The 26,518-nt window shown below is 71.7% G+C and carries 23 protein-coding genes and 1 tRNA gene; 14 read left to right on the plus strand and 10 right to left on the minus strand.

Annotated elements, in window-relative coordinates; translation table 11 throughout:
- Positions 1-226 precede the first annotated feature (226 nt).
- From PYR91_RS30030 to PYR91_RS30045, 4 genes are all read left to right on the plus strand, one after another.
- Positions 227-532 carry a transposase gene (locus PYR91_RS30030; RefSeq protein WP_279785246.1) on the plus strand — a complete coding sequence of 102 codons (306 nt, stop codon included), beginning with the start codon at positions 227-229 and terminating at the stop codon, positions 530-532.
- Complete coding sequence (locus PYR91_RS30035; RefSeq protein WP_279785248.1) at positions 532-1,368, plus strand: IS3 family transposase; 837 nt, start codon at positions 532-534, stop codon at positions 1,366-1,368. Before PYR91_RS30030 ends, PYR91_RS30035 begins: the two co-directional genes overlap by 1 nt.
- Before the next feature lie 211 nt (positions 1,369-1,579).
- Complete coding sequence (locus tag PYR91_RS30040) at positions 1,580-1,927, plus strand: hypothetical protein (RefSeq protein WP_279785250.1); 348 nt, start codon at positions 1,580-1,582, stop codon at positions 1,925-1,927.
- Positions 1,928-1,976: 49 nt separating this feature from the next.
- Entirely contained in the window at positions 1,977-2,198 is a 222-nt protein-coding gene (locus tag PYR91_RS30045) for a hypothetical protein (protein WP_279785252.1), read from the plus strand.
- Between the two features lie 239 nt (positions 2,199-2,437).
- On the opposite strand, the gene PYR91_RS30050 is transcribed toward PYR91_RS30045, so the two are convergent.
- The 3 genes from PYR91_RS30050 to PYR91_RS30060 form a co-directional block, all read right to left on the minus strand.
- Positions 2,438-2,511, minus strand: a tRNA-Arg gene (locus PYR91_RS30050).
- A gap of 560 nt (positions 2,512-3,071) precedes the next feature.
- Complete coding sequence (locus tag PYR91_RS30055; RefSeq protein ID WP_279785254.1) at positions 3,072-3,527, minus strand: hypothetical protein; 456 nt, start codon at positions 3,525-3,527, stop codon at positions 3,072-3,074.
- 794 nt (positions 3,528-4,321) lie between these two features.
- Positions 4,322-5,296, minus strand: coding sequence for a Gfo/Idh/MocA family oxidoreductase (locus PYR91_RS30060; RefSeq protein ID WP_279785256.1), 975 nt, complete (start codon positions 5,294-5,296; stop codon positions 4,322-4,324).
- A 499-nt stretch (positions 5,297-5,795) separates the two neighbouring features.
- On the opposite strand from PYR91_RS30060, the gene PYR91_RS30065 reads away from it, so the two are divergent.
- From PYR91_RS30065 to PYR91_RS30080, 4 genes are all read left to right on the plus strand, one after another.
- Positions 5,796-6,482: a phosphotransferase gene (locus PYR91_RS30065; protein WP_279785258.1), complete on the plus strand. Its 687-nt coding sequence runs from the start codon at positions 5,796-5,798 to the stop codon at positions 6,480-6,482.
- A gap of 82 nt (positions 6,483-6,564) precedes the next feature.
- On the plus strand, positions 6,565-7,575 hold the full coding sequence (locus tag PYR91_RS30070) for a cobalamin biosynthesis protein (RefSeq protein ID WP_279785260.1): 1,011 nt from the start codon (positions 6,565-6,567) through the stop codon (positions 7,573-7,575).
- 320 nt (positions 7,576-7,895) lie between these two features.
- Positions 7,896-9,395: a cobyric acid synthase gene (locus PYR91_RS30075; protein WP_279785261.1), complete on the plus strand. Its 1,500-nt coding sequence runs from the start codon at positions 7,896-7,898 to the stop codon at positions 9,393-9,395.
- A 136-nt stretch (positions 9,396-9,531) separates the two neighbouring features.
- Positions 9,532-9,885, plus strand: a complete 354-nt coding sequence (locus PYR91_RS30080) for a DUF393 domain-containing protein (RefSeq protein WP_279785263.1) — start codon at positions 9,532-9,534, stop codon at positions 9,883-9,885.
- A 121-nt stretch (positions 9,886-10,006) separates the two neighbouring features.
- On the opposite strand, the gene PYR91_RS30085 is transcribed toward PYR91_RS30080, so the two are convergent.
- A complete protein-coding gene (locus PYR91_RS30085) occupies positions 10,007-10,855 on the minus strand; it encodes a LysR substrate-binding domain-containing protein (RefSeq protein WP_279785265.1) in 849 nt (282 codons plus the stop codon).
- Positions 10,856-10,925: 70 nt separating this feature from the next.
- Here PYR91_RS30085 and PYR91_RS30090 point away from each other — a divergent pair, with 70 nt between their 5' ends.
- The 4 genes from PYR91_RS30090 to PYR91_RS30105 all read left to right on the plus strand — a co-directional run bounded on the left by PYR91_RS30090 (position 10,926) and on the right by PYR91_RS30105 (position 14,562).
- Positions 10,926-11,657, plus strand: coding sequence for an SDR family oxidoreductase (locus tag PYR91_RS30090; protein ID WP_279785267.1), 732 nt, complete (start codon positions 10,926-10,928; stop codon positions 11,655-11,657).
- 139 nt (positions 11,658-11,796) lie between these two features.
- A complete protein-coding gene (locus tag PYR91_RS30095) occupies positions 11,797-12,702 on the plus strand; it encodes an ABC transporter ATP-binding protein (protein ID WP_279785269.1) in 906 nt (301 codons plus the stop codon).
- Positions 12,683-13,483 (plus strand): ABC transporter permease subunit, encoded by an 801-nt coding sequence (locus tag PYR91_RS30100; RefSeq protein WP_279785271.1) that lies wholly within the window; start codon positions 12,683-12,685, stop codon positions 13,481-13,483. The genes PYR91_RS30095 and PYR91_RS30100 overlap by 20 nt, the downstream gene beginning before the upstream one ends.
- Positions 13,483-14,562, plus strand: a complete 1,080-nt coding sequence (locus PYR91_RS30105) for a helix-turn-helix domain-containing protein (protein WP_279785273.1) — start codon at positions 13,483-13,485, stop codon at positions 14,560-14,562. Before PYR91_RS30100 ends, PYR91_RS30105 begins: the two co-directional genes overlap by 1 nt.
- A gap of 35 nt (positions 14,563-14,597) precedes the next feature.
- Here PYR91_RS30105 and PYR91_RS30110 read toward each other — a convergent pair whose 3' ends face one another.
- Positions 14,598-15,560 carry a quinone oxidoreductase gene (locus PYR91_RS30110; RefSeq protein WP_279785275.1) on the minus strand — a complete coding sequence of 321 codons (963 nt, stop codon included), beginning with the start codon at positions 15,558-15,560 and terminating at the stop codon, positions 14,598-14,600.
- 258 nt (positions 15,561-15,818) lie between these two features.
- Here PYR91_RS30110 and PYR91_RS36430 point away from each other — a divergent pair, with 258 nt between their 5' ends.
- Positions 15,819-18,218 (plus strand): GH1 family beta-glucosidase, encoded by a 2,400-nt coding sequence (locus PYR91_RS36430; RefSeq protein WP_347943686.1) that lies wholly within the window; start codon positions 15,819-15,821, stop codon positions 18,216-18,218.
- A 192-nt stretch (positions 18,219-18,410) separates the two neighbouring features.
- Positions 18,411-19,703, plus strand: a complete 1,293-nt coding sequence (locus PYR91_RS30125) for an MFS transporter (protein WP_279785277.1) — start codon at positions 18,411-18,413, stop codon at positions 19,701-19,703.
- A 361-nt stretch (positions 19,704-20,064) separates the two neighbouring features.
- On the opposite strand, the gene PYR91_RS30130 is transcribed toward PYR91_RS30125, so the two are convergent.
- The 5 genes from PYR91_RS30130 to PYR91_RS30150 all read right to left on the minus strand — a co-directional run bounded on the left by PYR91_RS30130 (position 20,065) and on the right by PYR91_RS30150 (position 26,363).
- Complete coding sequence (locus PYR91_RS30130) at positions 20,065-22,158, minus strand: protein kinase (protein WP_279785279.1); 2,094 nt, start codon at positions 22,156-22,158, stop codon at positions 20,065-20,067.
- A gap of 196 nt (positions 22,159-22,354) precedes the next feature.
- A complete protein-coding gene (locus PYR91_RS30135) occupies positions 22,355-23,428 on the minus strand; it encodes an ABC transporter ATP-binding protein (RefSeq protein ID WP_279785281.1) in 1,074 nt (357 codons plus the stop codon).
- Entirely contained in the window at positions 23,425-24,300 is an 876-nt protein-coding gene (locus PYR91_RS30140; protein WP_279785283.1) for an ABC transporter permease subunit, read from the minus strand. Before PYR91_RS30140 ends, PYR91_RS30135 begins: the two co-directional genes overlap by 4 nt.
- Positions 24,288-25,181, minus strand: coding sequence for an ABC transporter permease subunit (locus tag PYR91_RS30145; protein WP_279785285.1), 894 nt, complete (start codon positions 25,179-25,181; stop codon positions 24,288-24,290). The genes PYR91_RS30140 and PYR91_RS30145 overlap by 13 nt, the downstream gene beginning before the upstream one ends.
- Before the next feature lie 27 nt (positions 25,182-25,208).
- The gene (locus tag PYR91_RS30150; protein ID WP_279785286.1) at positions 25,209-26,363 is read right to left on the minus strand and encodes an ABC transporter substrate-binding protein; all 1,155 of its coding nucleotides are present in this window, start codon (positions 26,361-26,363) and stop codon (positions 25,209-25,211) included.
- Positions 26,364-26,518 lie beyond the last annotated feature (155 nt).

Genomic DNA, 26,518 nt, shown 5'->3' on the forward strand with positions numbered 1-26,518 from the left:
AGAATGATTCAGCCCTTCTAGTGACTCGGTGAGAGTCGGCTGCGGTCTGCCATATAGGCGGAGTGTCTCGCTATGGTTACGCCTGCTTGCGGCGAGCCTCCGAACGGAGCTTTGTTGCGAAGATTCTGTGATCGGCGCGACGGGGTGACCTCCGAATGTGGTGTTCCCCGGGTTTAGTGGAGGGAGGTAGGTGGATTCTTGTGCCACTCGTTGATGGGAGAGTGGCATGGGACGGCGTGGCTATCCGCCGGAGTTCCGGCGGAAGGTGCTGGACCTGATCGAGGCTGGACGTAAGGTCGTCGACCTGGCCCGCGATCTGGACATCAGCACGCAAACGATTTACACGTGGCGGCGGCAGGATCGTATCGATCGGGGGTTGGAGCCAGGGTTGACCAGCACGGAGAAGGCCGAGCTGGTCGTGGCCAAGCGGCGCATCGCCGAGTTGGAAACCGAGCTCCAGGCCACCCGCCGGGCGATCGAGCTGGTCCGCCAGGTGGTGCCCCCAAAAGGCGGTTCGAGGCCGTCGCTGTGATGGCCGGCGAAGACATCCCTGTCGAGGTCGCCTGCCGGGTCTTGGAGGTCTCGGTGTCCGGCTACTACGCCTGGCGGGACCGGCCACTGTCGCTGCGGGCCATCCGGCACGCCTGGCTGACCGACATGATCAAGCAGATTCACCAGCGCTCCCGCGGCACCTACGGGGCCCGGCGCGTGCATGCCGAGCTGACCCTGGGCCACCATGTGGTGGTCGGCCACGGAGCGGTCGAGTCACTCATGCGGCGAGCGGGGCTGGAAGGCCTCAGCGGCCGGCCCAAGTGGCGGCGCACCAAGCCCGACCAGATCGCCACCGACCTTGTCGATCGGGCCTTCACCCAGACCGCCCCCAACCAGCTCTGGATCACCGACATCACCGAACACCCGACCCGCGAGGGCAAGGTGTACTGCTGCGCGGTGCTGGACGCCTACTCCCGCCGCGTGGTGGGCTGGTCGATCGACTCCACCCAGACCGCCACCTTGGTGACCAGTGCCTTAGGCATGGCCATCGACAACCGAACACCACCGGCAGGCACGATCATCCATTCCGACCAGGGTGTGCAATTCGGCTCCTGGATCTTTACCCAGCGCGCCAAAGACTCTGGCCTGCTGTCCTCGATGGGCAGCGTCGGGGACTGCTTCGACAACGCCATGATGGAGTCGTTCTGGGCCCGGATGCAGGTCGAACTCCTCGACCGCCGGCGCTGGAACACCCGAATCGAGCTCGCCAACGCGATCTTCGAATACCTGGAGATTTGGCATAACCGGCAACGGCGCCATAGCAGCCTGGGCATGGTGAGCCCGATAGAGTTCGAGAACGCGTCCACCGTGGCATGAAATCCAGTAATCCAGCTCCACGAGACCCAGGGCACACCAGAGCCTCCATCAATCCCGGCGCGGTTCAACTGGGTGGGGTCTACTGATCTTGGAGGAGACGAGGCCGGAGAGCGGGCGGCGGTTCTCGGACTCGGGGACTACGCATGACATCCGCGGGCTCAAGCAGCGTCGGCGTAAGGCCATACGGGACGTGCCAATTCCGCCCGAGCTGGTGAAGATCCTGCGTGAGCACGTCGAGCGGCACGGTACGGCGGCTGATGGGCGGCTCTTCCGGACTGCGACCGGCGGCGTCTTCTCCACGACGGCGTACGCCAAGGTGTGGAAGGAAGCCCGGATGTATGCGCTGACTCCTGATCAGGTGGCGTCGCCGCTGGCTGGCAGGCCGTACGACCTGCGGCACGCGGCGGTGTCCCTGTGGCTCAACTCCGGGGTGCCTGCGCCGGACGTAGCCGAACGGGCCGGACACAGCGTGGACGTGCTGCTCAGGGTCTACGCCAAGTGCGTCGACGGACAACGCGAGATGGCCAATCAGCGGATCATGGACGCGCTAGCTGTATGAGGCCACGCGAAGCATTGTCCCTTGTCCAGCCGACCCCTACGATCCGGGCATGTCGATCACCCACGAGTACGCCTATGCCTCTCCCTCACGTCCTCCGGAGAGCGTGTGCGTCTGGTATCGCTCGGCTGATGAGGCGTACGACCTTGTCAGGGCCGGGAGGCAACGCCCTTACCGGTGGCACGTCTTCGATGCGCAGGGACAGCACCTGCAAGAGTTCAGTACCTACGAGGACGGGCTCAACTGGATCAAGACGCAAGTTGATGGGAACTGAAGGCGATGTCAGAGGGTCTCGGATCACTCCGGGACCCTTCGGCGGTCTCCGGGTGGGTCTCATCCCGCAGAGGGCTGAAAACTGGCCCCTGACCTGGGCAAACGTCGCTGGTTTCATCCCGTGTATATCCCGTGAGCACCCGCTGAGGGCTGCTTTTGGTGGCATCCGGCTGCGGGTGGTGTCACAAGCCGATCAACGTAAAAGACCAGGTCAGAGGCTAGATGGCCTGGTCTGGAGGGCGCGCCCTGCAGGATTCGAACCTGCGACCGTCGGATTAGAAGTCCGGTGCTCTATCCGGCTGAGCTAAGGGCGCTTCATTGGTTGTGTGACCTGCGGGTTCGCTGGCCGTGTGGGACGGTAGCACAGCCGCACGCCGGTAGAACAGTATCGGATTCGCGGGGAGACAGGGGTGGGTGGGGAGGTCTTGCTGCGAGGTGTGGGTGGCTTCGGAGGGCTTTGACGGTGTGGCGGTCTGGGGCTAGGGGGATGTGCGTTCGGGGGGTGGCTCGGAACGACTGTAAGTCCGGTTGGGGCGTGCTCGTCGTCGTGGTGCGGGCAGGGGGTTCAGGGTGGGTGGTCGTGGTCGGGCTGTGGTCCGTTCTAGGCGTGGTGGGCTCCCTCGGGCATGGTGGGTCTCTGGGGCGTAGAGGCTCAGGTGGGTGCGGTGGTCGCGGATCCGGTGGTCCGGTGGTCCCGTGGGGTGAGTTGGGGTGGTGGGTGAGTGGGGGCAGGTGTGGGAGAAGGGCCATGGGTTCTCGGGACGGCGGTTGGGGCGGTCGTCCGCGGCATGATGGGTTGATGCGCCAAGTGCCTGATCGGGCTCCCTGCGGGAGTGCAGGGAGCCCGATCGTCTGGTGACCTTTGAGGTGCCTGTCAGCACACTTGGATGTAGTAGACCGTGTCCCACGAAGGGACGCGGGTTGGGGTGCGGTTGGGCTTGACGGTCATGTATACGGACCTGTCTTGGTTGAGCAGGCGGGCTGATTTTCCGGTCTGGTTGTTGGTGACGGCGCCGGCGCCCAGGAAGTTGGAGAGGGTGCGTTCGGTGCAGTAGTAGAGCTCGAAGACGGAGTGCTGGCCGTCGCCCTCGCCTGCGGCGACGCATAGATACAAGAGCCCGCAGTTGGCGAGGAGTCTGTTTCGTGTCTCCGTGCTCACGTTTCGGTGCACCCTTTCCTGGCCGCCGCTGAACGGGCTGACCTTCGGGGTCCAGGCCATCGCCTGGGCGTCGGTCGGGGTCGAAACCGTCGTATCCGTTGCCTGGGCCGATGGGGCGGTGATCAGGAAGATCGGTAACAGGACGCTGAGCGCGGCGATGAGGGCTAGCATGCCCTTCCGCGAGACGCGTGGCGCGTTTGCCATTACTGCCATGAGTGTCGACCTTTCTGGCTCGTGTCATCTGGCGTGCGGCCCGGGCGAGGTGACGTCGCCCGTTGAGTGGCCGCTTGTGTTCGGGGGCTGGTTGAGGACTTCCGCCGGGCGCCGGGCGGACGTTCGCGGGTGACGGGTCACGCGCCGTTCGGTGCCTCGCGTGCCTGCGTGAGGGGTGTGGTGGCGATCTACGTCGGCCGGGTCCTCGTCATGCTGGACGTGCGGGATGACCCTCCTTTCACGCTCGGTTGGTGCGGGCGCTCGACGACGGCGAGCGCGCCTTGATCCGCTTCTGGGGCACGCCGGGTAAGTCGGCCTGCCTGGGGCGTGGAGCTCACCACGCCATCCGGAGCCGGATTCATGTTTCGCCAGCTGTTCGCAGGGCGGCGCCGCCCATGCCCCCGTTGATGTACAGCGCTGCCGGCCGGCACCGACGTCACCCCGTCGCGAGCTTCTTCATGGCGTCTGATGAAGCCCGCTGATCCGGCTGCCTGAGCGGCGAATTCCTTCGCCGTTCCCCCTCCTTGACTGCCGGGTCCAACTCTCTACGCAGAGGGCTGCCAGGAGAACAGTCGAGGGCTCACGTTGTCTGGAAAGCTGCGACGCTCGTCCTTCGAGGCACGGCTTCTCAGCGCTCCCGCAAGGTGTGCGGTACGAGCCGGATGCGGCTGTAGGCGGCTCTACCTGGGCTTTCCCGGGACGCTCGGCCAGCGGCGATCTTGGATGGTGTGACTGCCTCAGCTTGGGGTGGGTCAGGAGGTGCCTCGGAGGGGGAGGCCTGCTGCGGTGTAGATGGCGTCGATCACGGCCATGTTGGCGATCGAGTCCTCCGGCGGGGTGAGCGTGGGGGTGCCGTCACGCACGGCGGCTCTGAAGGCGCGGAGCTGGTAGGTGTACGTCGCCTCGCCTTGGACGCGCTCGCGCTGCCGGATTCCGTCGGTGGTCACGGTGAGGCGGTTGAAGTACTGAGGGATGAGGTAGTTGCTGATGTGCAGGGATCCGCGGGATCCCTCGACGTGCGCGGTGACCTTCACCAGTCGGCCCGACCACAGGGAGGCCTGCACGCGGCCGGTGGCGCCGGTGGGGAAGCGCAGGTCGGCGGTCATGGCGCGGTCGATGCCCGGCGACATGAGCAGTGCCTTGGCGGCGACGACCGACGGCTCGCCCGGGCCCAGGGTGCGCAGACAGTGCACGGCGTAGCAGCCGGTGTCCATCATGGCGCCGCCGCCGAGGTCCAGTGAGTAGCGGATGTCGGAGAAGCGGGGGAGGGGGACGCACAGCGCGGTTTCGATGTGCCGGATCTCGCCGAGTTGAGTCTGTGTGATCTCCAGCGCGCGGGCCATGAGGGGGTGGTAGCGGTAGTGGAACGCCTCCATGACCACCAGGCCGGACCTTCTGGCGGCCTCCGCCACTGTGCGGGCCTCGGCCGCGTTGGACGTCAGCGGCTTCTCGCACAGGACGTGCTTGCCCGCCTTCAGGGCGCGCAGCGTCCACTCGGCGTGCAGGGAGTTCGGCAGGGGGTTGTAGACGGCCTCGATCGTGGGGTCGTCGACGAGCGCCTGGTATGAACCGTGGACGGCCGGGATGCCGTGCCTGGCGGCGAAGCGTTCGGCTCGCGAGCGGTCGCGGGCGGCGATGGCGGCCACGGTCACGCCTTCGACCTGACGTGCGGGCTTGATGAGAGCCGAGGGTGTGATGCGGGCCGCACCGAGGGTCCCGATTCGCATGATCCATCATGTCAGGTGCGGCGGGTGAGGTGCGCCTGGATTCGGATGATGTGGCGCGTGGAGCAGGCAACTGTGGCGCTGATTCGTCGGAGTGCCCCGGAGGAGCTGCCGACATGGACGGCCGCGTGGTCGCGTCTGTTGCTCCGCTGACGTGACGGGTCGAGCAGGCGACTGTGGCGCTGATCACCGGCGTGCCGGGAGCCGTTGGCACGGGTGGGTCGCGTGGTCGCGTCCGTTGCTCCGCTCGGGGGCGCTTGGACTGCGCCGGCTGAGGGCGGGCCCTCAGCGCGGGTGGGTGACCTGGACAGTGGTTCGCTCGTCCTCAGGTTGCGGGGTTCGCTTGGGGTTCACGTGGCCCATGGGGCCGGCGCTAAGCTGGGTCGTCATGTTCGTTGGTACGGCCCTTCCCGAGATCGCCCTTCGTGGTGGCGATACGACGGATGGCGTCGTGCGCGTCGGGGACACCGTGCGGCGGCCCAGGGGCCGGTCCGCTCCCGCCGTGGATGCCCTGCTGCGGCATCTCGAGGCGGTGGGTTTCGCGGGGGCGCCGCGTCCGCTCGGGGTCGACGAGCGGGGACGGCAGGTGCTCTCCTACGTTCCCGGGGTGGCCGCCGCCCGGCCGCTGCCCGCGTACGCGGTCACCGACGAGGTTCTCGCCGATCTGGCCGCGCTGGTGCGCCGCTTCCATGACGCCGTCGAGGGGTTCGTCCCGCCGCCGGACGCGGTGTGGGCCGGCGGCTCATACGACGACGCCGCGCCCGAGCTGGTCGGGCACTGTGACATCACGCCGGAGAACGTCATCTTCGACCGCGGGCGGCCGTGGGCGCTCATCGACTTCGACCTGGCCCGGCCGGTGACCCGGCTGTTCGACGTGGCCACCACCCTGCGCCACTGGGCGCCGATAGCCGACCCCATCGACCGCGACCCGCGGCAGCGCCACCTGGACGTCGGCGCGCGGCTGCGGCTGTTCTGCGACGTGTACGGCCTGGCGGCCAAGGAGCGGCGGAGGTTGCTGGAGGTCAGCCGGCTACGGTTCGGCCGTTCGTACGTCGCCATGCGCGCCCGGGCGCGCACCGAAGGCGGAGCCTGGGCCCGCATGTGGGAGGACGGCGCCGGGGAGCGCATCCGCAGAGCGGCGGACTGGCTCGACGCCTACTGGGACGAGCTCGACGCTCGCCTTCGGTGAGGCCCGTCAACGGGCGCGAGTTCGAGGCCAGGTACGAGTGCGGGCGCGTAGGGCGTCTGTGGGTGTGAGGACGGGTGTTGACGTGAGTTCGGGGCGCGGTAGGGCGTCGGGTGCGCGGAGCCGGGCGCTGGGGATCCTGGCCGGGGTCGCCGCAGATGCGGTGTTCGCCGATCCGCGCAGTGGGGCGCATCCTGTCGCGTTGTTCGGGCGGGCCGCAGCGGGCGTGGAGCGTCGGTTGTACGGGAAGGCGCGGGCCAGGGGGGTGGCGCATGTCGCGTTGTGCGTCGGGTCGGCCGTCGCCCTGGGGGCGGTGGCCGAGCGGCTGACGCGATCCCGTCCGGCGGCGCGGGTGGCGGTGACCGCGGTGTCCACCTGGGCGGTGCTCGGCGGCACCACGCTCGGGCGCGAAGGGCGTCACATGGCCGGCGCGCTGGAGTCGGGCGACCTGGCGGCGGCCCGGGAGCGGCTGCCCCACCTGTGCGGGCGGGATCCCTCCGCGCTGGGGGAGCGTGAGCTGGCGCGGGCCACGGTGGAGTCGGTCGCGGAGAACACGTCCGACGCGGTGGTGGCGCCGCTGGTGTGGGGCGCGGTGGCGGGCGTCCCCGGCCTGCTGGCCTATCGGGCGGTCAACACGCTGGACGCGATGGTCGGGCACCGGTCGGAGCGGTACGAGCGGTTCGGCTGGGCCGCCGCGCGGCTGGACGACGTGGCCAACTACGTCCCGGCACGGCTCACCGGCGCGCTGGCCTGCGTCCTGGCGCCGCTGGTCGGCGGGACGGCGGCCGAGGCGGCGTCCGTGCTGCGCCGTGACGGCCACCGTCACCCCAGCCCCAACTCCGGCCGCTGCGAGGCCGCCTTCGCGGGCGCGCTCCGGGTCCGGCTGGGCGGGCGCAACAACTACGCCGGGCGTGTCGAGCACCGCCCTGAGCTGGGCGACGGGGAGCCTCCGGCCGTCGCCGATATCCCCCGCGCCGTCCGCCTGGCCCGCGCGGTCAACCTTTCCGCAGCCGTCCTGGCCGCCACCGCGACCTGGTTTCTCAGTTCGTACCGACACCGTCGCCGGGGTCAGATGGGACGTGCACGGAAGGCGTGACGTACCCGCCCGCCGTGTGACGCGCCGTATGGTGGCGCCGACTTCGCCGTACTGGTTGCTCGCTGTACCGGCGCCAACAGGGGAGTAAGGGGGGCGGGGGTTAGCCTCCCGCGCGGTGCGCGGGGTGCGATGCGCGATGCGCGGTGCGCGGGGTGTGGTGCGCGGGGTGTGGTGCGCGATGCGCGGTGCGCGGAGTGTGGTGCTCAGAGCGCAGGGTGCTGTGGGCGCTGGCGTGTGGAGTGCTTCGACGTTCGGCGTCCGTCGGAGCGGGGTGGTTGGCCCGCGTGTGAGGAGTTTGCGGTTTCTGGGAGGGTTGGGGGGTGGTTAATGGGGCGGTTTTGGTGGCGGGGACTACCTCGGATGCGGGGAAGAGTGTGGTCACGGCGGGGGTGTGCCGGTGGTTGGCTCGGCGGGGGGTGCGGGTGGCGCCGTTCAAGGCGCAGAACATGTCGTTGAACTCGTTCGTGACTGCCGATGGGGCGGAGATCGGGCGGGCGCAGGTGGCTCAGGCTTACGCGGCGGGGGTGGAGCCTACGGCGGATATGAACCCGATTCTGCTGAAGCCCGGGGGGGAGCGGCGTAGTCAGGTCGTGGTGATGGGGAAACCGCTCGCCGAGGTGGACGCCATGGAGTACGGGGCGTACAAGGATCGGCTCAGGGCGGTGGCGCTGGAGTCCTACCATCGGCTGCGGGCGTCGTATGACGTGGTGGTGTGCGAGGGGGCGGGGAGTCCCACCGAGATCAACCTGCGCCGGGGGGACATCGCCAACATGGGGCTGGCCAGGGCGGCGGACATCCCGGTGGTCGTGGTGGGGGACATCGACCGGGGCGGGGTGTTCGCGGCGCTGTACGGGACGGTGGCGCTGCTCGACGCCGAGGATCAGGCGCTGGTCGCCGGGTTTCTGATTAACAAGTTCCGCGGTGCGCCCGAGCTGCTGGCTCCGGGGCTGGACATGCTGGGCAGGCTCACCGGGCGGCCCGTCTACGGTGTCCTGCCCTGGCTTGAAGGCCTGTGGATGGATCTGGAGGACTCGCTCGCGCTCGACAACCGGCGGCCGCTCGCCGTCGGGGCACACGGCGGGGAGACGCTGCGGGTCGCGGTGGTGCGGTATCCGAGGATCTCCAACTTCACCGACGTCGACGCGCTGGCCGCCGAGCCGGGGGTGGTGGTCCGGTTCGTCACCTCGCCCGGGGAGGCCGCCGAGATCCGGGACGCCGATCTGGTGGTGCTGCCGGGGTCGCGCGCCACCGTCGAGGACCTTGGCTGGCTGCGCCGTACGGGGCTGGCCGAGGCGGTGCTGGAGCGGCGGGGCCCGGTTCTCGGCATCTGCGGCGGTTACCAGATGCTCGCGCGGTCCATCCGCGACGAGGTGGAGTCCGGCGCCGGGGTGGTGGACGGGCTCGGGTTGCTCCCGGCGACAGTCGAGTTCGCTCGTGGCAAGACGCTGGCACGGCCGGTCGGTGAGGCGTACGGCTGCCCGGTGGAGGCGTATGAGATCCACCACGGCGTGGTGTCGGTGGACGGCGGCGCCGAGCCGTTTCTCGACGGCTGCCGGGAGGGCGCCGTATGGGGCACCACCTGGCACGGGGCGCTGGAGAACGACGGCTTCCGCCGCGCCTTCCTCGCCGACGTGGCCGCCGTCTCGGGCCGGAGCTTCGTGCCCGCCCCCGACGTCTCGTTCGCGGCGCTGCGCGAGCGGCAGATGGACGCGCTCGGCGACCTGGTGGAACGGCATGTCGACACGACCGCCCTGCTGACGCTGATCGAGAAGGGCGCCCCGGCTGACCTGCCGGTTCTGCCGCCGGCCGGCGTCCGGTAGGCCCGGTCGCGTTGTCACGGTCGCTTGGCCCGTCGGTTCTGCGGCTGGGTGGTGTCCGGCAGGCCGCTTCGGTGCCGCGTGGGAGGCCGGGCTGTGGGCAAGGGACGGGTGACCGTGACGGGGGAGGATTGATCGTGTGCTGGTGTATGACGGCGACTGCGGGTTCTGCCGGCGATGTGTGGAGTTCGGGGAGAAGCATCTGCCTGAGATGCCGGAGACACGCGCCTGGCAGGAGCTTGATCTGGACGCGCATCGGCTCACGCTTGAGCAGGTGAACGCGTCGGTGCAGCTTCTCGGGCCCGGCGGATTGCGAGCCTCGGGGGCGCGAGCGGTTGCGGTGATCTTGGCCCTTCAGCCTCGGATGGGGTGGCGGGTGCTCGGTCACGCGATGCTGGTTCCGCCGGTGAGCTGGGTGGCAGAGGTCGGCTACCGGTTCGTCGCGCGCATCCGTCACCGGCTGCCCGGGGGCACCGGCGCCTGCCGGGTGTAGAGGGGCCGGCTCAGGAGGGTGGCCGATCCGTGGTCCCCGGTGCGCGACGGTCGTCTTCGTACCGGCTGCCCGGGGGGCACCGGCGTCTGCCGGGTTGAGACGGTTGGTGGGCGCCGGGCGATCAGGATGACCGGTGGGCGGCGGTCGCCACGCGCGTGGCGGTGTGGACGAAGGCGGCCAGGGCGGGGGAGCGGGTGTCCCGCGGCCATGCCAGGACGACGGTGGTGGGGGCGGCGTCCGTGACCGGGACGCACACCAGGTCGCCGCGCATGACGGCCGCCGCGGACTCCGGCACGACGGCCACCGCGATGCCCAGGGCGACCAGCTGCATCAGCTCCGCGCCGTCGCGGACCTCCGGCCCGCAGGTGTGCGGGCCGCGCAGGCCGCGCCAGCGCGCCAGGGGCTCGTCGCGCAGGTCGGCCATGGTGACGCTGGTGCGCTCCGCCAGGCGGTGCCCGGGGGGCAGCGCCACGACGCCGCGTTCCCGCAGCAGCGGCTCGCTGTCGAACTCGGTCAGGTCCTCCAGGGGATCGTGCAGGAACGTCACGTCGGCGGTGCCGTCGCGCAGGCGCGCCGCCCGTTCGGCGACCCCGCAGACCAGCACCTTCACCTCGATCGCCGCGGCCTCGTCCCGGTAGGCGGTCAGGATGGCCGGGAGCAGGCCTCCGTCGCCGCCGGGCTTCACCGCCACGACCAGCCGCGGTTCGGCGCGCCCCGCGCGCCGGGCCCGCCGCTCCGCCGCCTCCATGGACGCCAGCGCCTTGACCCCCTCGCGCGCGAGCACCTCGCCCGCGGCGGTGAGCACGGTGCCTCGGCCGCCGCGTTCGAGCAGCGGCACGCCGAGGCGGCGTTCGAGCCGAAGGATCGTCCTGGACAGCGGCGGCTGGGTGATGCCGAGACGTTCGGCCGCCCGCCCGAAGTGGAGCTCCTCGGCGACGGCCAGGAAGTAGACGAGTTCCCGCGTCTCCATACCCGGAGGGTATCGGCTGTGACCCAGGCCGTGCTGGCTCAGCCGCCGCGCCCGGTGATGGGGTGAGGCCATGACTGAGACCACCGCTCTGGTGACCGGGGCGAACAAGGGGATCGGCCGCGAGGTGGCCGCGCGGCTCGCGGAGCGTGGCATGACGGTGCTGCTGGCGTGCAGGGATCGGCGGAGGGGTGAGCTGGCCGCGCGGGAGATCGGCGGCGACGTGCACGCGCTGCTCCTCGACGTCACCGACGAGGGCACCATACGGGCGGCCGCCGCCGAGGTGGGCGAACGGTTCGGCCGGCTGGACGTCCTGGTCAACAACGCGGGCATCTCCGGGGACGTCTCCGCGCAGACCCCCAGCGGGGCCGGGCTGGACGTGCTGCGCGAGGTGTTCGAGACCAATGTCATGGGGCCCGTCATGGTGACCAACGCGATGCTGCCGCTGCTGCGACGGTCGGCCGCCGGTCGCGTCGTCAACGTCTCCAGCGGTCTGGGCTCGCTGTCCAACATGAGCGATGCGGCGCACTACATGTCGGGGTTGCCGCCGATGGTCGCCTACCCCATGTCGAAGACGGCGCTCAACGCGCTCACCGTTCAGTACGCCAAGGAGCTGGCCGCCGACGGCATCCTGGTGAACGCGGCGGCGCCCGGGGCGTGCGCGACCGACTTCACCAAGGACCTCCCTTTCGTGATCACCCGGACGGCGAGTGAGGGGGCGGCGATCGTCGTCCGTCTCGCCACCCTCGAAGCCGGCGGCCCGACGGGAGGGTTCTTCGACGACCAGGGCGCCGTGCCCTGGTGATGCCGGGCCGGTGACGCGGACGGCCCCGGGAACGGTGAACGGGGAACGGGTGCGTTTCCGGATCCCGGAAAGCAGAGGGGGGGTAAGTGTGGAGGTTTCGCCCTGCCCTGGACCCCGGGCGGGGGCCACCATACGAGGCATGACAGCAGTGGTGGAGACCGAAGGGCTGACGAAGTTCTACGGGAAGCGGCGGGGGCTGGAGGATCTCAGTCTGGAGATCCGGGCCGGCGAGGTGTTCGGGTATCTCGGGCCCAACGGCGCGGGCAAGACGACGACGATCCGGCTCCTGCTGGACGTGATCCGGCCGACGCGCGGCCGGCTGCGGGTGCTGGGGGCCGATCCCCGCGATCCGGGCGTACGTGGGCGTATCGGCTACCTGCCGGGGGAGCTGGCCCTGGAGGGCAGGGACAAGGCGGGGGACTACCTGCGGTTCCTGGCCGGGGTCCGGGGCGGGGTGGCCAAGGGCAGGGTCGAGCAGCTCGCCGAGCGGCTGGAGGCCGACCTGTCCGTGCGGATGGGCAAGCTGTCCAAGGGCAACAAGCAGAAGGTCGGCCTCATCCAGGCGTTCATGCACGAGCCCGAGTTGCTCATCCTGGACGAGCCGACCAGCGGGCTCGACCCGCTCGTGCAGCAGGAGTTCCTCTCGATGGTCCGCGAGGCCAGGACGGCGGGCCGCACCGTGCTGATGTCCTCGCACGTGCTGGCCGAGGTCGAGCACGTCTCCGACCGGGTCGGCATCGTCAGGAGCGGCCGGCTCGTCGCCGTCGAGAACGTGGCGGCGCTGCGCGAGAAGGCCGTGCGCCTGGTCGAGCTGCACTTCGACGCCCCCGTGCCCGAGGACGCCTTCCGCGATCTGCCCGGCGTGCGCGACCTGAAGGTCGAGGGCGCGAACGTGCGCTGCACCATCGACGGGCGCCCGGACGCGCTGATCAAGGCGGCGGCCAGGTTCACGGTCGTGCACATGGTCAGCGCCGAGCCCGACCTGGAGGAGATCTTCCTGACCTACTACAGCGAGGAGGGGCGGCATGCCCACGCTGGTGCTTAAGACGCTGCGCGAGTACCGTCGCTCGCTCATCGGGTGGACGGTGGGCATCTGCGCGTTCGCCGGGATGTACACCTCCTTCTTCCCGCAGATACGAGCGAATGCCGATCTGTACAGCCAGGCCGCCCTGTCGAAGTACCCTGACAGCGTGCGCACCCTGCTCGGGGGGCTGGAGAACATCACCAGCGGCGCGGGCTTCATGCAGTCCATCATCTACCAGCTCTTCGTGCCGCTCCTGTTCACCATGTGCGCGGTCGCCCTGGGCGCGAAGGCCATCGCCGAGCCGGAGGAGTCCAAGACGCTGGAGCTGACGTTGACGCTGCCGCTCGACCGCAAGCGCCTGGTGCTGGAGCGGTTCGCCGCCCTGGTCGTCGGCCTGCTCGGCGTCGCCGTGGTGTCCCTGCTGGTGGTGGCCCTGGTGGGCGCGAGCGTCGACATCGGCGTCCCGTTCGGCCGCATCCTCGCCGCGCACTCCATGGTGTTCCTGCTCGTGCTGTTCTTCGGCACCCTGTCGCTCACGGCGGGCGCCGCGACGGGGCGCAAGGCGGCGGCCCTGGGCGTCGCGGGCGTGTACGCGGTGGCGGGGTACGTGGTCAACGCGCTCGCGCCCAACGTCGAGGTCATGAGCTGGCTGAACCGGCTCTCCCCGTTCTACTACTACAGCGAGGGCCGGCCGCTGATCACGGGCTTCCCGATCGGCGACGCCCTGGTGCTGCTCGCCGCGACGGCCGTCCTGGTGATGACCGCGGTCCTCTCGTTCGACCGGCGTGACGTAGGAGTGTGATGGACGTTCTCGCTCACGTGAGCGAGGCCACCGGAGTGCCCGCCGACCTGCTCGGCGGGTACATTCCTGTGCTGACGGCCGCCGCCTCCACCGGCCGCCTCCCCGGCCGTGACGCGGTGGAGGCGCTGCGCGCGTCGGGGACGGCCGCCGCCGAGCGCGGCGTGCCGCTGCGGGCGGTCGCCGACGCGTGCCTGCTCGCCGCCGAGCTGACCGTCCGGGCCACCTGCCCGGCCGACGCCTCCGTCCTCGGGGCGGTGCGCCGGGCGGTGGCGGCCTACGCCGACGGGTACGAGCACGCGCAGCTCCGCGCGATCCGCGAGGAGGAGAACGCCCGCCGCGAGTTCGTCGACGACCTCCTGCAGGGGCGGGCCGACCGGCTGGCCGAGCGGGCCGCGCACTTCGGGCTGCGCCTGGCCGAGGCGTACGTGGTGGCCGTGGCCAGGGACGTCAAGCCCATAGAGGACGGCGACCCGCTGCTGCGCCGGGTGGAGCACGCGCTGGTCACCCGATTCGGCTCGCACAACATCCTGGTGGCGGTCCGCGACGGCCTGCTGGTGTGCGTGACGCCCGCCAGCCTGGGGGCGGCCGTCGGCGAGTTCACCCACCACGTGCGGGGCAACCTCGGCTCCGGCTGGCGCATCGGCGTCGGCCGCTCGCATCGCGGCCCCGGCGGGGTGGTGACGTCGTTCCGGGAGGCGGGTGAGGCGATCGGGCTCGGCGACCGGCTCGGTCTGCTCCCCCAGGTGCTCAAGGCCGCCGACCTGCTCGTCTTCCCGGTGCTGCTGCGCGACCGCGAGGCCATCGACGACCTGGTGGCCACGGTGCTCGGCCCGCTGACGGGCGCGCGCGGCGGACCGGCGCCCCTGCTGGAGACCCTGGAGGCGGTGTTCGCCGCCCAGGGCAACCAGACGGCCGCCGCCCGCAGGCTGGGGGTGAGCACCCGCGCGGTCACCTACCGGCTTGAGCGGATCCGCCGCCTCACCGGCTTCTCGCCCGACGACCCGACCCAGCGCTTCACTCTGGAGACCGCCGTCATGGGCGCCCGCCTGCTCGGCTGGCCCGCGCCGGAGCAGGGGTAGGTCCTGAGCAGGGGTAGGCCCGGAGCACGGGCAGGTCAGGGAACCAGCAGCAGCTTGCCCGTGGTGCGGCGAGCCTGCAGGTCCTCGTGGGCGGTGCGCGCCTCGGCGAGCGGGTACCTGCGCGAGATGTGGATGTTCAGCGCCCCGGAGGCCACCGCGCCGAGCACGTCGGCCGCGCGCTCCAGCAGCTCCTCCCGGGTGTGGATGTGGTGCGCCAGCGTGGGCCGGGTCAGGAACAGCGACCCGGCCTTGTTGAGCCGCTGCGGGTCGAACGGCGGCACCGGCCCGCTGGCCGCGCCGTACAGGGCCAGCGTGCCGCGGATGCCCAGGGCCTCCAGGCTGCCCTCGAACGTCGCCGCGCCCACGCCGTCGTACACCACGCGCACGCCGCGCCCGCCGGTGAGGTCGCGGACGGCCTCGGCGAAGTCCTCGTAGCGCAGCACCTCGTCGGCCCCGGCGTCCCGGGCGAGCTTCTCCTTCTCGGCGGTGGAGACGGTGCCGATCACCCGGCCGCCGAGCAGCTTGACCGTCTGGGTGAGCAGCAGCCCCATGCCGCCGGCCGCCGCGTGCACCAGCACGTCGTCGCCGGGCTGTACGGCGTAGGTTGATCGGGTCAGGTAGTGGGCGGTGAGGCCCTGGAGGAACACGGCCGCCGCGGTGTCCAGCGCCACCTCGTCGGGGATGGGGATCGCCCGGCCTGCGGGGATCACCGCCTTGTCGGCGTAGCTGCCGCCCACGTCGCCCCAGCCGACGCGGTCGCCCACCGCCACGCCGGTCACCTCGGGGCCCACCGCGGTCACCGTGCCCGCGCCCTCCTGGCCGGGGGTGAAGGGGATCGGCAGCGGGTAGCGGCCCTCGCGGTGGTAGACGTCGATGAAGTTCACGCCTGCCGCGGCCACGTCCACCAGCACCTCGCCGGGCCCGGGCACCGGGTCGGGGGCCTGCGCGTAGGCGAGGGCGGATGGGCCGCCGGGTTCGGAGACGACGATGGCACGCATGCGCTGGACTCCTTCACGATCACTGGACGCTCGTTCGTGGCCAACCGGCCATGCCTCACCGTTGTTCCCGCGACCGCGACGCCAGCCCCACGTCACCCGCCGGGGCTGGCGCGCGGGTGAGCACATGTAATGCAATGGCCCTGTACGCCCGGCGGGGGCATTATGGGTGATCATCATATTCAACGGGGAGATCGGCGGCGGCCCGGCGTGCCGCCGTCCCCTGTCGCGCACCGGACCACCCGACGGGAGCCACCCGGAATGACCGCACCGATCATCACGACCCGGAAGCAGACGCTCGCCTTCCCCGAGGGCTTCGTGTGGGGGGCGGCGACCGCCGCCTACCAGATCGAGGGCGCGGTGGACGCCGACGGCCGGGGCGAGTCGATCTGGGACGCGTTCACCCGGCGGCACGGCGCCGTCATGGACGGGCACACCGCGGACACCGCCTGCGACCACTACCACCGGTACGCCGGCGACGTCCGCCTCATGGACGAGCTCGACCTCATGGCCTACCGCTTCTCGGTGGCGTGGCCGCGCGTCCAGCCCGACGGCCGCGGCCCCGTCAACAAGCCCGGCCTCGACTTCTACGAGCGGCTGGTCGACAGCCTGCTGGCCGCCGGCATCACCCCGTACGCCACGCTGTACCACTGGGACCTGCCCCAGGCGCTGGAGGAGCGCGGCGGCTGGGCCGAGCGCGACACCGCCTACCGGTTCGCCGACTACGCGCGCGTCGTGCACGACCGGCTGGGCGACCGCGTGGACACCTGGATCACCGTCAACGAGCCCTGGGTGTCGGCGTTCCTCGGTTACGGCATGGGCGTGCACGCCCCGGGCCGCACCTCGCACGCGGACGCGTTCCGCGCCTCCCACCACCTGCTGCTCGCCCACGGCCTCGGCACCCAGGCGCTGCGCGCCGCGGGGGCCAGGGAGATCGCGCTCACCCTCAACCTCGCCCCGGTGGTGACGCCGCGCCAGGTGCACGACCCTGCGACGCCGATGTCCGCCGAGGACGCCGAAGCCGTCGAGCGGGTGGACTGCCTGATCAACCGGCAGTTCCTCGACCCGCCGCTGCGGGGCGTCTACCCGGACCCGGCGCTGCGCATCATCGAGCGCGTCGCCGGCCTCGGCCACGTCCACGATGGCGACCTGGAGACCATCAACCAGCCGATCGACCTGCTGGGCGTCAACTACTACACCCCCTGCGTGGTGCGCTCGGGGCCCGGCGAGCCGGCCAACCCCGCCTACCCCGGCACCGAGGACGTCGAGTTCTGCGGCGCCTACGCCCCGACGACCGCCATGGGATGGCCGATCGTCCCCACCGGCCTCTCGCAGCTCCTGGGGCGGCTGGCGCGCGACTACCCCGGGGTGGGGCTGCTGGTCACCGAGAACGGCGCCGCGTTCGACGACGTGGTCACCGGCTCCAGCGTGCACGACGCCGACCGCGTCGCCTTCCTGGAGGCGCACCTGCGCGCCGCGCACGACGCCATCGAGGCGGGCGTCGACCTGCGCGGCTACCTGGTCTGGTCGCTGCTGGACAACTTCGAGTGGGCCGAGGGCTACCACAAGCGCTTCGGCATCGTGCACGTCGACTACACCACCCAGCGGCGGCTGCCGAAGGACAGCGCGCTGTGGTACCGCGACGTGATCCGCCGCAACGGCCTGTGGAAGGAGCGCAGCCGGCGGCCCACCCTGGAGGAGGTCGCCGCCCGGGCGGGCGTGTCCAGGTCGACGGTGTCGCGGGTGATCAACGGGCAGGGCAGGGTCAGCCCGGAGATCAGCGAGACCGTCATGCAGGCCGTCAGCGAGCTGGGGTACGTGCCGAACTCGGCGGCGCGCAGCCTGGTGACCGACCGCACCGACACGGTGGCGCTCGTCGTGCTCGGCGCCGACGGGCGGGGCGGCGACGACCCGCTGTTCTCGGCCGTGGTGCGGGCGGCGGGGTCCGCGCTGGAGGACTCGGGCAAGCACGTCACGCTCATGCTGGCCGGTTCCTCCGCGCACGCCCGGATGCGCGTGGAGCAGTACGTCGCCGGCGGGCACGTGGACGGCGTAGTGCTGGTGTCGGTGCGGGGCGGCGACCACCTGCCGGCCGCGCTGGCCCGCACCGGGGTGCCGATCGTCTCGGTGGGCCGCTCGGCGCTGCCGTTCGTCGACGGCGAGAACACGGCCGGGGCCGCGCTGGCGGTCAGGCACCTGCTCGCGAAGGGCCGGCGCAGGATCGGCATGATCGGCGGCCCCGTCGACAGCCTGGCCGCGCAGGACCGGATGGAGGGATACCGCGACACCGTCCGCGACGCCGGGCGCCGCTCCATGATCGCTCTAGGCGACTACACGCGCGCGTCGGGGGCCGAGGCGATGCGGCGGCTGCTGGACGACGACCCCGAGCTCGACGCCGTCTTCGCGGCCGGCGACCTGATGGCGATCGGCGCCCTGCACACGCTGCGCGAGAGCGGGCGGCGGGTGCCCGACGACGTCGCGGTGGTCGGGTTCGGCGACGTCGAGGCGGCGGCCTACACCGTCCCGCCGCTCACCACCGTGCGCAGCTCGGGCACCGACCACGCGCTGGCGGCGGTGCGCCTGCTGCTGCGTCAGATCGACGGCGGCCCGGTCTCCTCGATCATCCTGCCCACGGAGCTGGTCGTCAGAAGCTCGACCTGAGACGGCCCGCGAAGGGTGCCGGACGTGGCGGTTGTGGCCGCCGGGACGGCTGTGGCCGGCCTGGTTACCGCCGTGGCCCGTGGGGCTCAGGATGGGACCCCTATTCCGTGACGACAGCAGGTAAAAGCCCGATTCGCTCTGTAATCATGACTCTTTGTAGTCCGCCATGTCGAAAGAGGCAGGGACGACCACGTGCGAGTCATCGGCAAGACGGCGAAGCCGCAGGAAGTCGGAGGGGTCGCGCAGCGCCCGGCCTCCTTCCGGGACGTGTTCGGGGTCGCGGAGTACCGCGCGCTGTTCGGCGCGGCCGTGCTGTCGTGGGTGGGCGACTACTTCGCCAAGGTCGCGGTGACCTTCCTGGTCTTCCGCGACACCGGGTCGGTGCTGCTGTCGGCGCTTGGCTTCGCCGTCAGCTACCTGCCCTGGGTCGCCGGCGGCCCGCTGCTGGCCGCGCTGGCCGAGCGGTACCCCTACCGGCGGGTCATGATCGCCTGCGATCTCGCCCGCATGGTGCTGATCGGCGCCATGGTGCTGCCCGGGATGCCGCTTCCCGGCCTGCTCCTGCTGCTGTTCGGCGCGTCGCTGCTCACGCCCCCGTTCCAGGCGGCCCGCTCGGCGCTGGTGGCGCGGCTGCTCACCGGCGACCGGTACGTCGTCGGGCTGTCGTTGCAGAACATGGCCGCCCAGGCGGCCCAGATGGCCGGCTACGCGCTGGGCGGCGCGCTGAGCGCCGTCGACGCGCGCGGCGCCCTGCTCCTCAACGCCGCGGCCTTCGGCGCCTCGGCGCTCATCCTGTGGCGCGGCGTGCTGCCCCGGCCGGTGACCTGCGCGGAGGTCGTGCGGCGCTCGCTGCTCCGCGAGACCGGTGACGGGCTGCGGCTGGTGTTCGGCCACCCCGTGATGCGGCCGATGGCCCTGGTCGTGTTCAGCGTGGTGGCGATCGTGATCGTCCCGGAGGGCCTGGCGATGGCGTGGGCGCCGGAGTTCGGCGGCGGCTCGCACATCGCGGGGCTGCTGATGGCGGCCCTGCCGGTCGGCTGCGTGATCGGCGCGGTGGTGACGCGGGTGACCGTCCCCGAACAGCGGCTGCGGCTGGTCAAGCCGCTGCTCATCGTGGGCCCGCTTCTGCTGGTGCCCGCCCTGGCCGGCCCGCCCTTCCCGGTGGTGCTGCTGCTGGTGCTGCTGTCGGCGGGCGCCGTCAACACCGTGATGGTCCCGCTGAACGGCCTGTTCGTGCAGATGCTCCCGGACGCCTTCCGCGCCCGCGCCTTCGGGATCATGCAAGGCGGCATCCAGCTCACGCACGCCGCCGCCGTGCTCGCCTCCGGCGCGATCGCCGAACGGTTCCCCGTGCCGGTGGTGGTGGGCGCCTGGTCCCTGTGCGGCCTGTTCGTGATGATGATCGCCGTGACGGCCTGGCCCCCCCAAGAGGTGGTGAGACAGGAGATAGCCCGCACCGCCGAACTCAACCGCGCCACGGCCTGAGGGTTCGAAATGGGTCGCCGTCCCCGACATGATGCCTTCGGCGCAGCCTTCTCAGGGGCGACCCTCACCGGGCCCCTCCTCACCGTCGCGCGGGTAGCCCGGCCTCAGTTGCCCGAGCAGCACTCTCGGGGGGACGGCCCTCCATCTCCGTCCTGTGTGGTCATCCCTCCCGGCGCCGCGTCGGCGGGAGGCGGTACGGCGGAGTCGGCGCCGTTGTACGGCGGCGCGCTTATGGGCAGCGCAACATGCCGACTCGAGGACGGTTGCGCGACGGTGGCGGGTCGGCTGGGTCAGGGACGCCATGAGAAGGCTGCGCCGAAGGCACCGTACGGGAGGCGAACCAGTGAACGGTGGGGCCGTGTCAGCCGGTGCGGTTGGGAGCGGTGCCCTGGACGGTGAAGTCGTCGAAGGAGGTCTTCAGCAGGGCGCCGGACTTCTCCGGGACGCGGGTCAGCAGGCCGACGTCGCCGTTGGGGAGGCCGGAGGCGTCCAGGTACGACTGCACCTGCTCGCCGTTCACCCACATGGTCAGCTGGACGCCGTCGGCGGTCTGGGCGCACTCCACCTGCATCCGGGCGGGCGTGCCCTTCTCCAGGTCGTCGACGGGGACGGCGGCGGTGAGGTCGCCGCCGGCTCCCTTGGTCAGGCGGCGGATGCGGGCCTGGCCCTGGGGGGTCAGCAGGAACTCGTACCGGCTCTGCCGGTACTCCTCGTCGGCGCGGCAGTAGAGCCCGTACTCGCCGGGGCCCTTGAACGCGCGCACGGTCGTGGTGACGCTGACGAGCAGGTGGCCGGGCGTGGTGGGCGTCGGTGTGGCCGAGGGGTCGGGGGTGGCGGGCTGCTTGGCGACGAACGGGATGGGCGCCTTCTCGACGCGCTCGGAGCCTTCGTCGTCCACGTCGACGGCGTAGTAGCCGCCGGGCGCGTAGCCGTACTTGCCGTACTGCTCGCCGGTGTAATCCCCGCTCCAGCCGGTGCCGCTCTCGTTGAAGTCGACGCGGTACAGGAAGCCGAGGTCGGTGGGCGGCCCCGGCGGCGCCAGCAGGACCCGCGCCCCCAGCAGCGCGACCGCCGCTGCCACGCCGATCGCGATCAGGCGCACTCGCTTCGCGCCCGTGCGGGGCGCGGGGCGGTCGCCGGACGGGGGCACGGGGCCGCCGCCCGGCCCGGGGGGCACGGTGCCCTGCCCGTGCGAGGCCGCGCCGGAAGCGGGGAGCGTCGGCGGGGCTCCATGCGCGGTGGGCGCCGCCCCGTGCGCGCCTGTCGGCGGGCCGTACAGGGTGGGTGGAGTCCCGTGCCCGGTCGGCGCCGTGCCGGTTGCGCCTGTCGGCGGGCCGTACAGCGTCCGCGCGCTCCCGTGCGCGGTGGGCGCCGCCCCGCGCGCGCCCGGCGCGGCTGTCGGCGGGCCGTACAGGGTGGGCGCGTTTCCGTGTGCGGTGGGCGCCTGTCCGTGGGTGCCCGGCACGGTTGTGGGCGGGCCGTACAGGGTGGGCGGGGTCCCGTGTGCGGTGGGCGCCGGTCCGTGTGCGCCCGGCGCGGTTGTCGGTGAGTCGTACGGGGTCGGCGCCTGGCCCGGGATGGTGGGGCCGTGCAGGGTGGGCGGGGCGTGGCGCCAGGCCTCGGCTACCGAGTGCTCGGCGCGCTCGGGGGTGGTGCGGCCGACCATCTGGTCGAGGATCTGCTGCGCCGTCGGCCGGTGGGCGGGGTCCTTGCGCAGCGTCGCCGCCACCAGGGCGTGCAGCGAGGGCTCCATGCCCTCCAGCGACGGCTCGGCGCTGAGCACCTGGTAGACGATCGAGGGAAGCGAGTCGCCGCCGAAAGGCGTGCGCCCGCTGGCGGCGAACGCGACCAGGCAGCCCCAGGAGAACACGTCGCAGGCGGGGGAGACGGGCTCGCCGCGCAGCGCCTCGGGGGCCATGTAGCGGGGCGTGCCCATCAGCTCGCCGGTGCCGGTGATCCCGCCCAGCGTGTCCAGCGCGCGGGCGATGCCGAAGTCGATCACCCGGGGGCCGACCGGGGACAGCAGCACGTTGGACGGCTTCAGGTCGCGGTGGATGACGCCCGCGCTGTGGATCGCGGTCAGCGCCGTGGCGACCCCGACGGCCAGCGCGTCCAGGCTGGAGCCGCGCAGCGGCCCGGACGCCCGGACGGCCTCGTCGAGGTTGGGGCCGTCGACGAACTCGGTGACGACGTAGAGCTGGTCACCGTCGAGGTCGGCGTCCAGGACGGCGGCCGTGCAGAAGCGGCGGACCCTGCCGGCGGCCTGGGCCTCGCGGCGGAAGCGGGTGCGGAACTGCTCGTGCTGGCTGTACTCGGGGTTGATGACCTTGACGGCCACCCGCTGCCCGGTGCCGTCCTGGCCGAGGTAGACCGTGCCCATGCCGCCCCGGCCGAGACGGCCGAGCAGCCGATAGCGGCCGATCTGGGGGGGATCACCCGGACTTAGGTTGTTCACCACGTCGCCTTACCGCTATGCACCTGTTCGCGGGTGCCACCCTATCGAGATCGACGCCCGCTGATCCCCGATCCGCGCGGCCAGTGACCCCCCGACGGAACACCGGCGGGCGGCGGCTACCCGCCACCGCCCGTCGGCGCCGTCCTGTCTCACAAGGGGCCGCCCCGCGCACTGCCCGGGGGCACGCTAAGTGGCGTCACACCCCGGCGGCTGGCACCTTCGCCGGGGCCGTCGCGCGCGGCGCGACGAGCACCGGGCGCCGTACCAGCCGCAGGAAGGCACGGCCGCCCGGGCCGAGGCGGGTGGCGTCGTGGCCGGGCAGGTCGGCGAGGACCTCCGTGCCGTCCGCCAGCCGCAGGCGCAGCCGCACCGACGCGCCGCGGAACGACGCGGTGACGACCTCGGCGTCCCCGTCGTGCGCGGCCGTGACCAGCACGGTCTCGGGACGGACCAGCACGTCGACGTCCGGCCCCGCGGGGACCTCGCCGTGGACGGGCAGTCGCTGGCCGATCACCTCGACCTGGTCGCCGTCCAGCCGGCCCGGCAGGTGGTTCATGGTGCCGACGAACTCGGCCACGAACGGCGTCGCGGGCCGGTCGTAGACCTCGGCGGGCGTCCCGACCTGCTCCAGCCGCCCGTCCTTGAGCACCGCCACGTGGTCGGCGACCGACAGGGCCTCCTCCTGGTCGTGCGTCACGAAGATCGTCGTGATGCCCAGGGAGAGCTGCAGCCGCCGGATCTCCTCGCGAAGCGTGACCCGCACCTTGGCGTCGAGCGCGGACAGCGGCTCGTCCAGCAGCAGGACGCTGGGCTCCAGCGCCAGCGCGCGGGCCAGCGCCACGCGCTGCTGCTGCCCGCCGGAGAGCTGGTGCGGGTAGCGGCCCCCCTGCGAGGGCAGGCCGACCAGCTCCAGCAGCTCGGCCGCGCGGGCGTGCCGCTTGGCGGCCGGCACCTTGCGGACCCGCATCCCGAACGCGACGTTGTCGCGGGCGTTGAGGTTGGGGAACAGGCTGTAGGACTGGAAGACCATGCCGGCGTCGCGGCGGTTGGCCGGTACGCGCGTGATGTCCTCGCCGCCGACCAGCACCGCCCCGGCGTCGGGGGTCTCGAAGCCCGCGACGCAGCGCAGCGCCGTCGTCTTGCCGCAGCCCGACGGGCCGAGCAGGGCGATCAGCTCGCCCGGCGCGACGGTCAGGTCCAGGCCGTCGAGGGCGACCGTCGTGCCGAAGGCACGGCGCAGCCCGCGGAACTCCACCTGAGCCCCGTTCACGATTGTCTCCTTCGCCTTGTACCGGCGGTCGAAAGGACGAGCAGCAGCAGCCAGGTGAGCAGCAGGCTGAAGATGGACACCGCCACCGACATGGCCGCGTTCGACCCGGAGATCGTGACGATCCACACCGAGAACGGCTGGAAGCCGAGCAGCCGCGCGACCGTGTACTCCCCGAGCACGAGCGCCAGCGTGAGGAACGACGCGCTGGCCAGCCCCGACTTCAGGTTCGGGATGATCACCCGCAGCAGCACGTGCGGCCAGGAGGCGCCGCAGTTGCGCGCGGCCTCCACCAGCGTGCGGACGTCCATCGCGCCCAGCCCCGCGTCCAGCGCCCGGTACACGAACGGCAGCGCCAGCACCACGTTGGCGATCACCAATACGACCGGGAACGACGGGTTCTGGACGGCGATCAGCGTCATGTAGAACGGCGTGGTCGCCAGGTAGTCGGGGCCCCAGCGCAGCACCGTGCTGATCCCCGCCACGAAGGTGATGGGCGGCACGACCAGCGGCAGCGTGCACAGCACCTCCAGCACCGGCCGCAGCCGCGGCGCGCTGAGCCGGGCGGCGAGCATCGCCGGCAGCGTCAGCACCAGCACGGTCACGATCGTCGCGGCGGCCAGCCCCAGCGACAGCAGCAGGCTCGACACGAAGCCCTCGGCGGAGAAGATCTCCAGGTACGCGTCGAGCGTGAACCCGGTGACCGGGTCGTTCACGGTGAACACGAACGAGGCCAGCAGCGGCGTCAGGAAGTACACCGCGGCGATGACCAGCACCGCGCCGCGCCAGCCGCGCCCCGCGCGGGGACGGCCGGGACGCCGGGCGGGCGCCGGGGCGTCGGTGACGGGCGGCGCCGCGGGCGTCAGCGCAGCCATCGCGCGCTCCTGCGCTGGAGCGGCAGGTGGATCGCCATGACCAGGCCCGCGACCACGACCATGTCGAAGCTGAGGGCCAGTGCCACGTTCTCGTAGCCGATCAGCACGTTGCCGGTGAGCGCGTCCGCGATCTGCAGGGTGACGAGCGGGACGACGGTGCCCACCATGGCCGCCGCGGTGGCGTAGGCCGCGAAGGCGCCGCCGAACAGCAGCACCACCCCGCCGAGCAGGGCGGGCGTGAGCACGGGGATGCCGACGTGGCGCCAGAACTGCCAGGTGGTCGCGCCGTTGTTCTGCGCCGCCTCCCGCCACTGCGGCCGCAGCCCGTCCAGGGCGGGGACGACGACCAGCACCATCAGCGGCACCGAGAAGTACAGGTAAACCAGGGCCAGTCCCCAGAAGCTGTACAGGCTCCAGCCGTAGGCGTCCAGGCCGAGGCGCGTGGTGAGCACCCCGGAGTTGCCGAGCGTGGCGATCCAGGCGAAGGCCAGGGGGACGCCGCCGAAGTTGGCGAGCACCCCGGAGGCGGTCAGCACGCCGTCGCGCAGCCGGCGCAGGGGCGAGGTGACGACGGCCTGGGCCAGGAAGGTGCCGAGCACGGCGCCGACCACCGCCACCAGCGCCGACAGCTTCACGCTGCCGATCAGCGCGGTGAGGTAGGCCCCCTGGAGCGACCGGGTGAGGTTGGCCGTGCTGGGCGCGCCCTCGGAGGTGAACGCGCCGGCGAGCAGCGCGAGGGCCGGCACGCCGAAGGCGAGGCCCACGAAGAGCAGCAGCGGCAGCGCCGCCGTCCAGCCCAGGGAGCGTCTGCCGCCCCCGCCCGCCCGCGCCCGGTCGCCCGGTCGCGGGGCGGCGGGAGCCGCCGGAGACGTCTCAGCCATGTGCGTGGATCAGCATGAAGGTGCCGGTCACCCGGATACCGCGGCGCCCCAGCCGGTGGCCAGGACCTCCTTGGCCTTGTTGACCTGGGCGTCGCTGGCGAACTCCGGCGTGCCCTCGACCTTCGGCAGCTTCTCGACCAGGGCCGCGTCCGCCGTTCCGTCGGCCTGCATGGCCGGCAGCAGGACGGCGCGCGCGTACCCCTTCAGGTAGAGGTTCTGGCCCTCGGGGCTGTAGAGGAACTCCTGCCACAGCCGGGCGGCGGCCGGGTGCGGGGCGTCCTTGTTGATCGCCTGGGCGTAGTACTGGGCGTACCGGCCGTCGGAGGGCACGGTGACCTTCCAGTCGACGCCCTTGGCGGCGAACTGCTCGGTGTAGCCCGCGTTGAGGTAGTCCCAGTCGATGCTGATCGGCGTCTCGCCGTTCTGGACGGTCGCGGGGGTCGACTCGACGGGGTTGAAGTTGCCGGTGTCCTTGAGCTTCTTGAAGAAGTCGAGGCCGGGCTTGATGTCGTCGAACGAGCCGCCGTTGGCGATCGAGGCGGCGAACACGCCGGCGAAGGCGGCGCCCGCCTTGGTCGGGTTGCCGTTCAGCGCGACCTTGCCCTCGTACTCGGGCTTGAGCAGGTCGGCGAAGGTCTGCGGGCAGGTGTCGACGCGCTTGGCGTCGCAGCCGATCGAGACGTAGCCGCCGTAGTCGTTGTACCAGGCGCCGCCGGCGTCCTTCTGGCCCTCGGGGATCTTGTCCCAGGTCTGCACCTTGTACGGGGCGAACAGGCCCTCCGCCGCGCCGCTGAGCGCGAAGGCGGTGCCGAGGTCGAGCACGTCCGGCGCGCGGTCCTGGCCCTTGCGGGTCTTGACGGCGTTGATCTCGTCGGAGCTGGAACCGTCGGGGTTCTCGCTGTTGACCTTGATGCCGTACTTGGCGGAGAACGTCTTGATGATCTCGCCGTAGTTGGCCCAGTCGGGCGGGAGGGCGATGACGTTGAGCGCGCCCTCCTTCTTGGCCGCCTCGACGAGCTTGTCGAGGCCGCCGAGGTCGGCGGCGGACGTGGCCGTCTTGGCCTTGCTCGCCGAGGCGTCGCCGGCGGCGGTCGTCGGCGCCGCGCCGCACGCCGCGCCGAGCGACGTGGCGAAGGTGATGACGGCCGCGAGGCCGATGACCCGAGTTCGGGGTGATAGCACGCTTAGCTCCCACTTTCGGAGGTGTGGGATCAAAGTAGGCCGAACGCAACAACGGTACGTGTCTTTTGCGCTTCCTTCCAGTGTCGGTGTGTGAACGAACCTGGTGGAAGGCGCTTTTTCACCCGGCGCGATGCGCGGGCGGGGTGACGGCGGTC

Source organism: Sphaerisporangium sp. TRM90804, assembly GCF_029846175.1.
Lineage (GTDB): Bacteria > Actinomycetota > Actinomycetes > Streptosporangiales > Streptosporangiaceae > Sphaerisporangium.